The 13,009-nt window shown below is 57.6% G+C and carries 9 protein-coding genes and 1 pseudogene; 1 reads left to right on the forward strand and 9 read right to left on the reverse strand.

Annotated features, from left to right (window positions below; genetic code table 11):
• Positions 1–58: 58 nt before the first annotated feature.
• The 4 genes from G1C95_RS06440 to G1C95_RS06455 all read right to left on the reverse strand — a co-directional run bounded on the left by G1C95_RS06440 (position 59) and on the right by G1C95_RS06455 (position 4,556).
• On the reverse strand, positions 59–883 hold the full coding sequence (locus tag G1C95_RS06440; RefSeq protein WP_169172128.1) for an ATP-binding cassette domain-containing protein: 825 nt from the start codon (positions 881–883) through the stop codon (positions 59–61).
• Positions 873–1,742, reverse strand: coding sequence for an ABC transporter permease (locus G1C95_RS06445; protein WP_169172129.1), 870 nt, complete (start codon positions 1,740–1,742; stop codon positions 873–875). Before G1C95_RS06445 ends, G1C95_RS06440 begins: the two co-directional genes overlap by 11 nt.
• On the reverse strand, positions 1,742–2,722 hold the full coding sequence (locus G1C95_RS06450; protein WP_169172130.1) for an ABC transporter permease: 981 nt from the start codon (positions 2,720–2,722) through the stop codon (positions 1,742–1,744). Before G1C95_RS06450 ends, G1C95_RS06445 begins: the two co-directional genes overlap by 1 nt.
• 184 nt (positions 2,723–2,906) lie before the next feature.
• A complete protein-coding gene (locus G1C95_RS06455) occupies positions 2,907–4,556 on the reverse strand; it encodes an ABC transporter substrate-binding protein (protein ID WP_169172131.1) in 1,650 nt (549 codons plus the stop codon).
• 181 nt (positions 4,557–4,737) lie between these two features.
• Here G1C95_RS06455 and G1C95_RS06460 point away from each other — a divergent pair, with 181 nt between their 5' ends.
• Positions 4,738–5,526 carry a type III pantothenate kinase gene (locus G1C95_RS06460; RefSeq protein WP_169172132.1) on the forward strand — a complete coding sequence of 263 codons (789 nt, stop codon included), beginning with the start codon at positions 4,738–4,740 and terminating at the stop codon, positions 5,524–5,526.
• Between the two features lie 169 nt (positions 5,527–5,695).
• Here G1C95_RS06460 and G1C95_RS06465 read toward each other — a convergent pair whose 3' ends face one another.
• The 5 genes and pseudogenes from G1C95_RS06465 to G1C95_RS06485 form a co-directional block, all read right to left on the reverse strand.
• Complete coding sequence (locus tag G1C95_RS06465; RefSeq protein ID WP_417852262.1) at positions 5,696–7,057, reverse strand: ABC transporter substrate-binding protein; 1,362 nt, start codon at positions 7,055–7,057, stop codon at positions 5,696–5,698.
• A gap of 734 nt (positions 7,058–7,791) precedes the next feature.
• A pseudogene (locus tag G1C95_RS06470) lies at positions 7,792–9,039 on the reverse strand (AGE family epimerase/isomerase); the annotation flags it as partial.
• A 288-nt stretch (positions 9,040–9,327) separates the two neighbouring features.
• Positions 9,328–10,836: a glycosyl hydrolase family 28 protein gene (locus tag G1C95_RS06475; RefSeq protein WP_169172135.1), complete on the reverse strand. Its 1,509-nt coding sequence runs from the start codon at positions 10,834–10,836 to the stop codon at positions 9,328–9,330.
• 229 nt (positions 10,837–11,065) lie between these two features.
• The gene (locus tag G1C95_RS06480; protein WP_169172136.1) at positions 11,066–12,010 is read right to left on the reverse strand and encodes a carbohydrate ABC transporter permease; all 945 of its coding nucleotides are present in this window, start codon (positions 12,008–12,010) and stop codon (positions 11,066–11,068) included.
• Positions 12,010–12,921 (reverse strand): carbohydrate ABC transporter permease, encoded by a 912-nt coding sequence (locus G1C95_RS06485; RefSeq protein ID WP_205832737.1) that lies wholly within the window; start codon positions 12,919–12,921, stop codon positions 12,010–12,012. The genes G1C95_RS06480 and G1C95_RS06485 overlap by 1 nt, the downstream gene beginning before the upstream one ends.
• Between the last annotated feature and the right edge of the window lie 88 nt (positions 12,922–13,009).

Raw genomic sequence — 13,009 nt, forward strand, 5'->3', positions numbered from 1 at the left:
AGCAGGCCCGCCAGTCAATCCGCCGTCCAATCCGCCAGCCAGCACTTCAGCCGAGTCATCAGTCATGATGCACCTCCAATGTCAGCATGCGGGCGGCCTCCACCAGCCGAGTCGTTTGTGCGGTCTTGGGCTCGGCAAGCAGTCGCATGGTGTCACCTTCCTCAACCACGCGCCCCTCATCCAACACATAGCAGCGTGTGGTGGCGCGGGCAAGCACGGAGAAATCATGGGTAATGAACAACATCGATGCGCCAGCATCATCCACCAACGACACCAGCAGATCCACAATCTGGCGCTGCGTAATGGAGTCAAGCGCCGTAGTCGGCTCATCCGCAATGATGAATCTGGGCGAGGTAATCAGCGCAGTAGCCAATCCCACGCGCTGCTGCTGTCCACCAGAAAGTTCGCAAGGATATTTACCGGCCGCCTCCTCAGGCAAACCGACCTTGCGCAGCATGTCCATCACACGTTCCAGCCGATCAGCCTTGGTCAGGTTGTAGTGCAATCGCAACGGCAGCGCGACCTGCTTGGCCACGGTCCACACCGGGTTCAGCGTAGCCGCAGGATTCTGGAACACCGTGCCCACGTAACGACCACGCAAATCGGCAAGCTGCTGGTCGGACACAGCGTAACCAGCCCTTGCACCAGCACCAGCAACGTCACGCCCCGCAGCCGCAACAACCGTATCCCCCAGCGCAATACCACCACGAATAGCACTCTCCGCAGGCAACAGTCCAAGCAAAGCCTTGGAAATCATCGACTTGCCCGAACCGGACGAACCAATCAAACCAACACGTTCGCCATCCGCCACAGTGAGGTTGACGCCGCTAACAATCTCGCGGCCGCCGATGGCGATATGCAAATTCTGAACGTCAACGGCCATTTGCACTCACCTCGCGCAGGTTTGGATTGACTGTGGGATCGATGGCGTCGCGCAGGGCATCGCCGAACAGGTTCAGCGCAATCACCACCAGCGTGACGATCAGGCCCGGCCACAGCACAGTCAGCGGATACACATTAATGAACTTCACCGACGTGGACAGCGAATGTCCCCAACTCGGCACCCCAGACGGCACGCCGATGCCAAGATAAGTCAGCCCGGCCTCGGCAAGCACGGCCGTTCCCGCAGACAGCGACAGCTGCACGGCCAGCACCGGCACAATATTAGGAATGATGTGGCTCACCAGCACTTTGAAGCCCCCGGCGCCATTCGACAATGCCGACTCCACATAACCGGAACGTGCAGCCAAAAGTGCGGCCGGACGGGCTACACGCGCCAGATTCAACCCGTAGCCGAATCCGCAGGCCGCAACAATCACGGCGATGGAGGCGCCCATGGGCACGGCCAGCACCAGCGCAATCAAGGTGGTCGGAATGGAAATCAGCGCATCGACCACAACAACCGAAGTGCCGGCGAGCGCACTGTGACGCGAGACCATCGCGGCGATCAGCAGCAATCCCAGCACGGCGGAGACCACAATCGTCAGTATGACGATCAGCAGATTCGTGCGCGCGCCAGCCATCAGCCAGCTGAACACGTCGCTGCCGGTGCCGTCGGTGCCAAGCCAGTGGTCTGCGGAAGGTTTGGCCCAAACGTGGTAGCCGTCGGTATCCCATAATGATTGCGGCGTCCAGATCATGGAGACGAGCGAGACTGCCACCCACAGGGCCAGCACAACCAATGCGTACTTGCCTTCCGCTTTGGCCCATATGGATTTGAGCACAACAACTGCGGCACTCATCAGGACACCTCCTCACCATCGGCGGATTCGGCAGATTTCAGTCGCGGATCGAGCGCACGATGCAGCAGATCGACCACCAAACCAACGAATAGGAAGAATGCGGCGAGCATAAACAGTTCGCTTTGCACGGCGATCAGGTCGCGGTTGCCCAGATCGGTGACCAGTCCTTGGCCGATGCCGGGCAGCGCGAAGAGGTTTTCGACCACCATTACGCCGGTGATCATGGAGGCGAACGTCAGGCCGATTACGGACACCAGTTGTGCGGTCGCCAGTCGCAGCCCCACGCGCAGCACCGCTTGGGTGCGCGTCATGCCGCATGACATCGCCATATCGACGTATCCGGAAGATGCCAGATCCGCCAGCGCCGAACGTGTGTAACGCATAATCGATGCTCCCACGATGATGCCGACTGTCAATGCCGGCAGAATCAGCGACAGCATCGCGCGCGCCGGGTCGGCCCAGCCAGCTTGTGGGAATCCTTGCGAGGGGAAGATGCCGATGAGCCCTGAGCCGCGCGAAAACAACAGAATCAGCAGCAGACCACCCCATAGGGCTGGGATTGCACCGCCGATGATGGCGATTACATGCAGCAGCGAGCGCACGCGCGGCGAGCGAACCAGCACGCAGGCGCAACCCAGCGGCAGTCCGATGGCCAGCGCCACCAGCAGGCCAAGGATAATCAGCGGAAACGTCAGTGACGCACGCGCGGCCACCAGCGAACTGATTGAGCGGCCGGTCAGGATTGATGTGCCGAAGTTGCCGGTTAACAGGGCACTGGCCCAGTCAAGATATTGCAGGGGCAGCGGCTTGTTCAGCCCCAACTGTTCGCGCAGCGCGGCAACACGTTCCGGCGGCGAATTCAGCCCGGCCATCACGGTGGCCACATCGCCCGGCAGAATACGCAGGGCAATGAACACCAGTATGGAGATGCCGAAAAGCGCCGCCGCGAACAGCAGCAGCCGGCGTATCACAAATCGCATGTCGACATTTCCTTATCGTTATCGACCATTTTTCTCGTCATATTGAGCGGAGCCGAAGCATCCCGGTCGCACGAGATCCTTCGACTCCGGACTGTGTCCTCCGCTCAGGATGACATTAAGTGCACTCTCGCCACGCCGACAACACACCATCGTCATGCTGAGCGAAGTCGAAGCATCTCAACCGCTACTTGCTGGGCGTGTAGGTCACGTTGTACAGCGGCAGGATGGTCTGGTTCATATTGAACGGGAAGCCTTCCACACCCTTTGCCGTGGCGGTGGTGATGCGGTAGTTGAACAGCCAGTCGGCGGGAGCGTCCTCGGAGACAAGCTTGGCGGCCTCGGCGAACTTTTCGTCGCGCTCCTTGTCGCTGGTGGCAGCCACGCCCTCGGCGTACAGCTTCTGCACTTCCTTATTGTCGTAGCCGTAGTAATAGGTAGGATCGCTCCACTGGTAGAAGTCGTGGCTTTCGTTGTGATCCACCAAGGAAATGTCGTAATCCTTGTTCGTGTACACATCCTGCAGCCAAGTGGAGAATTCCACGACGTTGACCTTCAGATCGATGCCGACTTCCTTAAGCTGCGAGCGCAGCTGGTCGCCGATTTCGGTGCCATAGGTGTTGGCGTAGGTCAGGGTGAGCTGCAACGGATGATCGGTGGAGTAGCCAGCTTCGGCGAGCAGTTCCTTGGCCTTGGCTTGATCGAACGGATAGAGGCCGGTCAGGTCTTCGTAGCCGGGGTCGAGACTGGGGATGGGGCCGCCGAGTGGCTTGTCGGCACCGCCGCGCGAGGCGATGAGCTCGTCGTGGTTGATGGCGTAACGAATGGCCTGGCGGATGCGCTTGTCTGCAGTGGTTTTGCCGGCGGCGTTGTTAAATGCCATAACGTACTTGTCGGTGCCGTCGCCGGCCTTCACTGTGTAGTTGGCGGTGTCGTTCTTGAACGGTTCGGCGAGGTTTTCGGTGATCGGCGCGAGCACCTGCACGTCACCGGACTTCAGTGCGTTGACTGCGGCGTTGTCGTCGGTGAAGTACCGAACGATCACGTTAGGAGTCTTCGCCTTGTTCTTGCCCCAGTACTTGTCGTTGGCTTTGAGGGTGATGGAATCGTTTTCCACGAACTTGGCCACGGTGTAGGGTCCGGAGCCGAGGGCTTCGGTTTTGGCGTCGTACTTCGCATCCTTGTCGAACACCAAACCGGGGCGACCGGTCAGGGTCCACAGAAGGTTGGCGTTCGGCTGCTTCAACGTGATGACCACAGTGTTCGCATCGCTGGCCTCCACCTTGCTGACGGCTTCCAGCGCGTCGGCATCATGGTACTGCTTGTCGATGAGTTCGTTGATCGACCATGCCACATCTTCGGCGTCGAGCTTGTCGCCGTTGGAGAAGGTCATGCCATCGTTGAGATGGAAGGTGTAGGTCAAACCGTCCTTGGATTCCTCCCAGCTGGAGGCGATGGAGGGCACGACCTGGTTCTGATCGTTGCGTGCGACCAGTCCTTCATAGACGTTGCCGATCAGGATCTGATCCAGCGCCGAACCCGACTGGTTGCGAATATCAAGGTTGGTGGGGGCGAGCTTAAGGCCTACGGTTACGGTATCGGCCGCTGCGCCATCGTTCGTTGCCGCACTATCATTGCCACCCTTCTTGGCGAAGGCGTTGAAGCCGACGACAAGCGCCACTACGACCACTGCGGCGATGATGACCCACAGCCACCATTTGGGGCCACGGGATTGCGGTGCCTTGGCATGGGCTTCGAGGCTTGCGTCCGTGCTGGCTGAGGTTGTCTGGTTCTCGGTTGCGCTGCCATTGGCATGCACACCATTGTCTTGAGACATGGTTCTTCCTCTATATCTTCAGTAATATGCAAGGTTGGCCGCCGTAAGATGGTCGACCACCGTGCAGATAGTATAAGTCGCGGGCCACCCAGGGCCTCGTCGTTGCCATTGATTGGCGCTATCATGGCCTGTGAAATCCATCACAGGAGCCCTGCGGCAAGCGGGCGGAAAGAGGGTTATCATGCTGGTCGCGGTTGACATCGGCAACACGAACATCGTGCTTGGTTTTTTGGATGAATCACCCAAGGATGATGGCTATACCATCGTCGGCACCTATCGCATCACCACCAAAGCGAATCATACGTCGGACGAATACGGCATGCTGCTCAACGAGTTCCTGCATATGAGTGGCTTCGAAGCGGACGACGTGGATGACGTGATTATTTGTTCGGTGGTGCCCAAGGTTATGCATTCCTTCCGTGCTTCCATCGTCAAATTCCTTGGTTTGGAGCCAATGATTATCGGACCTGGAATCCGCACCGGCATGAACGTGCGCATCGACGACCCCAAGTCCTTGGGCGCGGACATTCTGGCCGACTGCGCCGGCGCGTATCACGTGTACGGTGGCCCTGCGCTGGTGGCCGATTTCGGCACGGCGACCACATTCACGCATGTTGACGGGCATGGTGTGATCGACGCCGGCATTATCACCACAGGCATTCGCGCAGGTGCGGCGGCTCTGTGGGGTGACACCGCGCAGCTGCCGGAGGTGGAAATCACCAAGCCGAAAACGATTCTAGGCACTAATACCAGGGATTGCATGCAGGCGGGCTTGTATTACACATTCCTAGGCGGCGTGGAACGCACCATCGAACAGTTCCGCCGTGAACTCGATGGCGAACGGTTCACGGTGATTGTCACCGGCGGCTTGGGGCGCATTTTCGCCACTGATACGGATCTGATCGACGTCTATGACCCCGATCTGATTTTCAAGGGCATGGCCTACATCTATAACCGCAATTCCCGGTAGGCCTCTGTCGAATCGCTAGATCGCTACCGGCGTTGCCGACCTATCACCGGTATCGTTTGCCATCCGACGAAACACCATTCAGTGGTGTCCCTGCCAACTGCGCCACCTGCGTTCCCTGCAGGAACACCACTGGCTCACTATCACAGGCTCACTATCACCAACCAGTCCGCTACTGGATGGTAAAGCCCTGGTTGTTGCCGTATTCTTTCAAATCCTTCTGCCAAGCGGCAAGCCCATCGGCGAGACTGAACTTTTTGCCGGGCTTTTCGAGCGACTGCAAAGGATTGCCTTCAGAGTCGGTCTGACCGGCTTTGATGGCCTCTTCACGCTGAGTATAACGCTGAAAATCGCCGGCCCAATCGTAGGCGTCACCGACGGTGCTTTTGAAATCGTTGCGGGCGTAGACCTCGAACGGTAGATACTGGTATCCTGCCGATACGTCTTCGGCGGCGTCGGACAGCACACGGTTGAATTTCTGACCGCCAAAATACGGAATTTCAATGCCACGATCGTTAGTGATGGTGGTTTTGTCAAGGAATTCCTCACTATCAAGCGTGGCATAGTCAGCGGGGAAAGCACCGCCGTCCACACGCGCGCTAATGCCCTGCTCATCGTGGGTAACGAAATCCACAAAACGATAGGCAGCATCCGGCTTGCGTGTCAACTGCAGCACGCACAGCGCCGAGCCACCGCTTTCGGCGTTGGTGGATTCACCATCGGCGGTAGGCATGGTGGTGACGCGCCAAAGGCCTGAGGCGCCGGGCACGTTGGAAAGCAACAGCGAAGGCATCCATGCGCCGGAGAATACGGAGGCGATGGTGCCCGACCCGACGCGTCGCTTCCATCTGTCGCTCCATGTGGTCGATGTGGTGTCCACCAGTCCCTCGTCGATCATCTTCTGCCAGAATTCGGTGAAGCGTTGGGTGCCGGCGTCGCCGTTGACATCGATGGTCACGGTTTTGCCGTCCTGGCTGGTGTGGAAGGGGCGTCCGCCGGCAAGCCAGATCATTGCAGCGTAGAAACTGGCGTCGCCTGCGTCGGCCGCAATATATACGCCGATTTTCTTAAGTTTTTTTGCGGCTTCGTAATAGTCATCCCAAGTTTTGATTTGGGTGGCATCCACGCCGGCCTGTTCGAAGACGTCCTTGTTATAGAAGAAGGCCATCGGCCCAGAGTCCATCGGTTGCCCGTAGACACGGCCGGCGAGCTGCACGGAGCTCCAAGTGCCGGGAGTGAAGAAGTTCGAGTAATCGGAGCCGACGCGATCGGTTATATCCAGCAGCTGTCCGGACACGGCGTACTGCGGCAGTGCATAGTATTCGATCTGTGCCACATCCGGGGTGCCGTAACCGTCCTGAATGGCGGTGTTGAGATTCTCGTAGCCGGAGATATTCGTCCATTCGACGCGAATATCCGGATTGGCGGCTTCGAATCGGCTGATAACCTTGCCCATGCTCGGCTCCCAGCTCCATACGCTGATCACCGTGCGATTATCCTGGGCAGCCACCGCCCCACAACCCGCCAAACTCATGGCCAGCAGGGATGCCGCCAAGGTAGTAGCCGTTTTAATCGCTCGATGTCCGGTTCTTCGCATGCCATCCAAGTCTACTAGGACTGTCGTATGGGTTCTGTTCGCTTCGGCTTCGACCGATACCGTTCCGCCCCCGGCCTTGGCTGTCACAACCCCCTGCCTTGGCCGTCACAACCCCACAGATATCGTGATATTTCGGAAGTTGTGATACAGCGTTTTATCACCATCGCGCAAATATACGCATAAATACAGGCTTGTGACAGGAACGATTTATCACAACCCCATAGTTATCGGCATATTTCGTGGGTAATGATAGGAGGCCGCTATCACTATCAGCAGATACAGGCGTATTTCTGGGGTTGTGATACAGCCTCCCCTATCACTACCCGGAAATACCGTCATATTCCGCAGGCTGTGACTAAGGCCATTATCACAACCCCGTAGATATGCCGATATATCGGGACTTTTGATTCATAACAAAGAACCCGAGGCTTATGGGCAGCACCCGAAAAAGGGGAAAGGCACCACTCATAAGCCCCGGGAAGTCAAGATAACGCCGTCGCTTAGCTACCGCAGGGCCGCGGAACAGGATTTCGGCGTACGACGCACAGGTTGTATTACATGCAGGTCATGATGGCCCAAGCGGCAGCGGTCGGGAAGCGACCGATATCGAAGTGCAGCTGACGCGCGGTGGCGTTGGCACCCGGAGCGGCAGCGATACCATCCACTCGGGCCTTCAGCGCGGGTGCTACGGACACGGCCGGGTCGAGGCGCGGAATCCACGTGCTTTGGAACGCGTGGTACAGGTCGGATTTGCCGGGCCATACGGTGCCGATAACCTGATTGTTGAGGTCAAGCTGATGGAACCAGGAGCCAAGCTCGTGGTCGACCAGGCAGTCGTCGATATACTGCCAGAAACGCTGGTACCATTCCTCATACTTATGGTCACCAGTCACCTTGGCGAGTGTGGCGGAGGTATTGACACCTTCGGCCAAGGTCCAGTGCATACGATCGGTAACCACCGGCACGCCCTTCCAATCGGTGGTGTAGGCCAGGCCGAGCTTGTTGCCTGCGCAAGTGGCCCAGCCATCCTTGACCGCACGGTCGAAGAGATGCTCGGCGGCGGCGATTAGACGCTGCTTCTCGGTTTCGTCGATGGCCTTGGAGCTCAGCGCGTACTGGGTGATCAGGCGCGCCCATTCAATACCGTGGCCCGGAGTGGCACCATAGGGCTTGAACTGGTCATCCTTCTTGTCGGCGTTGAATTCGAGATCCGGCGTCCAATCGGACTTGAAATGCTCAGGGATGCGCCATTCGTTGGCTTCGGCCCAAGAGACCACATGACGGGCGATACGGCCGGCACGTTCGCGCCAGGCTTCGTCCTTCAGCACGTCGGCAAGCGCAAGGAAGGCTTCGGTGGTGTGCATGTTGGCGTTGACGCCACGGTACGGATCCAGTTCGGTGAATTCGGTGTTCCACGTATCGACGGCCAGACCTTCGTCTTCGTTCCAGAAGTGCTTCATGAAGGTGTCGATGGCTTCGTCGAGGAGTTCCTTGGCACCGGGGCGTCCGATCAGCGTGGCAGAGGATGCGGCAAGCATCACGAAGGCATGCGTGTAGCAGATTTTGCCCGGATCGGGGGTGCCGTCCATAGCGATTTGCGGATACCAGCCGCCGTTCTTGTCGTCATGCAGCGGGCCGGTCAGGCCCTTGAGCGCGGCGTCGACGAGTTCTTCGGAGCCGGAGTGGCCAAGCATCGCGCCCATGGAGTAGACGTGTGCCATGCGGCAGGTGATCCAAGTTTGGATACCCTGGCTCGAGTCGGTGCTGCCATCAGCATTAAGCCACATGGAGCCACCCTGCGGTGCCGGGAAGTTGTGGCCGAAAGCGAGCAGATCCTCACCAAGGGCCTTCAGGTATTCGCGATTTTCGTCAGTGCCAAGCTGGTATGCCGCTTCTTCTGTTTGGTGCTGCACTGCCATGGTTTGTTTCCACCTTTCGTTGTTGGTTGGTCTTCGTTGACTTGTGCTGATTCATAGTATATGAAAGCGGTTTCTTATTGTCAAATCAAAATAGCTCACTACACGCCGATAAATATACGAAAATCAACTAGAAAGAAGGCAATTTTGAACTATGAAACCGCAATCACAAACAAACCATGCAATGGCAGCAGACACACCATGAGCGCACACAAAATACGCATCGGATGTACAAAAATACATCCGATGCATATCCCTGCAATCAAGCCTTCCCCCAAGATGATCCGGCGTTTAGGCTTGGATGGTGGTGTTTTGGGTGGTTGACCCGTCCACCTGGATGTTGGCCTGGGCGAAATCCTCGCAGACACGCCCGTCGCGACGCATGCGGCGCACCGTCACCCCACGCACGGGATGCCCCGCGTCGTACCCCCGGATCAGGCTCGGCTCCTCGTCCAGACAGCCGGCCGCGTCCACATCCACGTCCTCGACCAGCACGCGCTCGACCAGACGACCGGGACGCGGATTGTAGTCCCTGTTCCACTTCGTCTCGATATCCAGCACGCGCCCCCGGCGGAACCCCTCGATACGGATCCGCCGCCAGCTCACATCGCGCACCGTGTTCGCGTCGCCCGCGTTGATGGCCATCACACCCAGATACCCCGACTGGTACTCGTTGTGCTCCAGCACGTCGATGTCCTCGAAGGCCAGACGCTCCAGCACGTCGCCGTCATGCTCGTGGTCGCCGTGCGTGCCGACCATCATCGGATGCGCCACATCCGCCCACAGCACGCAGCCGCGCACGGTCAGGTCCGACGTGCCGCCCCGGTAGTCCCAGCGCGAGCCGTACACGGCGATGCAATCATCCGACGTACGCAGGAAGCACCCCTCAACCTCCACCCGGCGGCACGCCATCATATCCACGCCATCGCTCCACCCCTCGCAGCTGAACGACTTGACATTGCGGATCGCCACGCCATCGCTCGACCCCAGCATCACCGTGTAATGCGGAGGGTTCACAAACGTCACGCCATCAACCACGACATCATGGCTGAAATCGACACGCAGGCCGCTCAATCCGGTGAACCGTTTGAACCCGGACAGATCGAACACGCCACGCCCGCGCACCGACACGTCATGCGCATGCCGCACACGGAACGCGCCATCGATCACCACGCCACCCTCAAGCACCACATCCAAACCCGACGGCAGATCCATCACGCAATCCGCCACGCAATAATGCGCGCGCCTGACCAACACCTTCACCGGCCGACGTTCGGATTCCGGACGCGCCGCCATATCGGCCAGCGCCCCGCGCGCAGCCGACACCACATCAATCGTGTTCGGCCTGTTCGGATTCCCCTCGACCACCACATCCGGATCCGCCACCATCCGCTCCACCTCGGCCAAATCACCCACAAACAGGTGCAAATTATGCCGACGATCACGATTCACCTCCACCGACAGGTTCACCGGCCGATCAACCACAAACCTCACCGAGCGAGATTCAACCTGCGGCACCACGCCCAACGACAACGGCCGGATATCAGCACGATAGAAACAGCACCACCCTTGCTGGCTCACCTCAACCTCAACCGCTCCCGCAGCGAAATCAGCATCAAAATACGCCATCGACGCATCAACCGGATCATGCATATCCACACGCACACGGTAGAGATCGAGTGTCTGCCAGTCGTCATCAGAGCCGTTTAATGGCCTGACTTTCACAACGTAGTCGGAGCTCAGGCGAGCTCCAGCAGGAGCGGGGTACACGGCAAGCCGCGGAGAAGCAGAAGTGCACATAGTGAACACCTTATTTATTAATGATCGAAATCAGCTGTTGAGAAAAAGAAGGAACGACTTCATACCGACAGAACGCAGGATGAAGAAGAGCAACATACATTGCATGGCAGCAACGCAAAGGGACGACGCCCAAACGGTTCTCAGGCGAATAATAAGGAGGAGAAAGTAGGATTTTTCGCCGGATTCCCGCAGGACGTCGCCCCAAGAGGAGGAACGCGCTAGTTATGGTTCACTTCAGTGAGCCGACAGTCATGCCGGACTTCCAATAGCGCTGCATGGCAATCATAAGAATGATCACAGGAATCATTGAAATGAATGCGCCGGTAAGCACAATCATGGTCAGATCGTACTGGGAATCGGTACCACGAGCCAGCCAGGATTGCAGACCGAGCATAACCGTCCACTTGTGGTAGTCCTTCAGGAAGATCATCGGCCACATGAAGGAGTTCCACGACTGCACGAAATGCAGTAGGAAGATCGTTGCGGCAGGCGTGACCATCAGTCGCCACGAAATCGTGGTGAAGATGCGGTACTCGCCGGCACCATCGATACGGGCCGCTTCCATCAGTTCGTCCGGAACGGCGCTTTCGGCGTACACCTTGGCCAGATAGGTATCGAACGGCGTGAACATGGCCGGCAGAATCATTACCCACCAATTGTCGTACAGACCCACTTTGTTGAACAGCAGGAAGGAGGGAACCGTCAGCAATGAGCCAGGGATGATGAACGAGATGATGATGCCGGTCATAATCGCGCCACGGCCGAAGAACTTATATTTGGCCAACGCATACCCAGCAGCAACGGTAACGACCATTGCGCCGGCCGATGTTACCGAGGACAGCCAAATGGTGTTCCACAGCCAAGTAGAGTAGATGCCATCCTGATAAGTGAACAGATCATGCAAGTTCTGGAAGAGGTTGAATTTTCCAGCGAACCACAAGCCATTGGTGGTGTAAATGGTTTGCGTGCTTTTAGTGATGGCTACAATCAGCCACCACAATGGTGCCACCGCATAGAAAGCGAGGAATATCAGCACGGCAAGCACCGTGTACTTGGCCGCGCCCTTAGCCTGACCGGCCGTAGACTCTGCGGTTTCGATATCTCCGCCACGCTTGCCATGGTGGAACAAGCCGCTCTTGGTTTTTGTTACAGCGTTACTCATTGTAGTGCTCATCACTTATCCACCTTGTTCTGAATGGCGTACACGCATGCGGAAGCGAGACCGAGGATGACCGCAAGCACTAGGGACAGTGCCGTCGCATAATTCAGGTTGCCTGCCTGGAACGCCTCGTTGTAGATCTGCATGGCCGGAGTGAAATCTTTGGTGATGGTCTGCGGGCTGATGGAGCGGAAGAAGTACGGTTCGTTGAACAGCTGCAGCACACCGATGATGTTGAACATCGTGGTTAGGGACACCGCGCTGATCATGTATGGAATCTTGATGGACCAAGCGATTCTCAATTCGGAGGCACCATCAAGACGCGCCGCCTCGATGATTTCGCCGGGAATCGACTGCAGGGAGCCGTATTGAATCAGCATGTTGAAGCCGAGTCCCGCCCAGATGGCCATCTGGCCCATAGATACCCATACCATGTTCGAATCGAAGAAATTGACGCCCAATCCCTTGAACGGGCTCGTTGCCGGGGAATACAGGTAAATCCAGATAATAGTGGAGACAATGCCTGGGGTCATGTACGGCAGCAGGAGCAGCACACGGAAACGGTTTGCGGTTTTGCGGCTGGCAGCATCGATAAGTAACGCCATCAACATAGACAGACCTTGAGTCAACGGCACAACGATGATCGCATATACAGCAACTCGGCCGAGACCAGTCCAGAAGGTGGTGTCTTGCAAAGCCTGAGCGATATTGTCAAAACCGACAAACGACCGTGTGGCCTTACCAAGTCCCAAGCCGGATTTCTTTTCGGCATACAGCGATTCCACCAACGCGATACCGATGGGGATAAAAACAAAGAAGATAAAGCCACCGACGAAAGGCAGCGCAAATGTTGAGCCTTTCATGGCCTGCAACGTGCGCCACGATAGCCCTTTCGAGCGAGTGACAGTTGATGTTGAGGATGACATGGTGAATCCTTGGTAGACCAATACTGAATATGGATACCGGTTATGCGTGAGACGACACGCAGCCGCGAATTGGAAACGGAGCCTCTCC

Source organism: Bifidobacterium oedipodis (assembly GCF_012932425.1).
In the GTDB taxonomy this organism is placed as follows: Bacteria; Actinomycetota; Actinomycetes; order Actinomycetales; family Bifidobacteriaceae; genus Bifidobacterium; species Bifidobacterium oedipodis.

Coding starts and splice junctions, on each gene's coding strand:
- G1C95_RS06465 (WP_417852262.1), bottom strand. CDS start 7,057: ATGAGTTTGGCGGGTTGTGGGGCGGTGGCTGCCCAGGATAATCGCACG.
- G1C95_RS06445 (WP_169172129.1), bottom strand. CDS start 1,742: ATGAGTGCCGCAGTTGTTGTGCTCAAATCCATATGGGCCAAAGCGGAA.
- G1C95_RS06455 (WP_169172131.1), bottom strand. CDS start 4,556: ATGTCTCAAGACAATGGTGTGCATGCCAATGGCAGCGCAACCGAGAAC.
- G1C95_RS06475 (WP_169172135.1), bottom strand. CDS start 10,836: ATGTGCACTTCTGCTTCTCCGCGGCTTGCCGTGTACCCCGCTCCTGCT.
- G1C95_RS06460 (WP_169172132.1), top strand. CDS start 4,738: ATGCTGGTCGCGGTTGACATCGGCAACACGAACATCGTGCTTGGTTTT.
- G1C95_RS06440 (WP_169172128.1), bottom strand. CDS start 883: ATGGCCGTTGACGTTCAGAATTTGCATATCGCCATCGGCGGCCGCGAG.
- G1C95_RS06450 (WP_169172130.1), bottom strand. CDS start 2,722: ATGCGATTTGTGATACGCCGGCTGCTGCTGTTCGCGGCGGCGCTTTTC.
- G1C95_RS06485 (WP_205832737.1), bottom strand. CDS start 12,921: ATGTCATCCTCAACATCAACTGTCACTCGCTCGAAAGGGCTATCGTGG.
- G1C95_RS06480 (WP_169172136.1), bottom strand. CDS start 12,010: ATGAGCACTACAATGAGTAACGCTGTAACAAAAACCAAGAGCGGCTTG.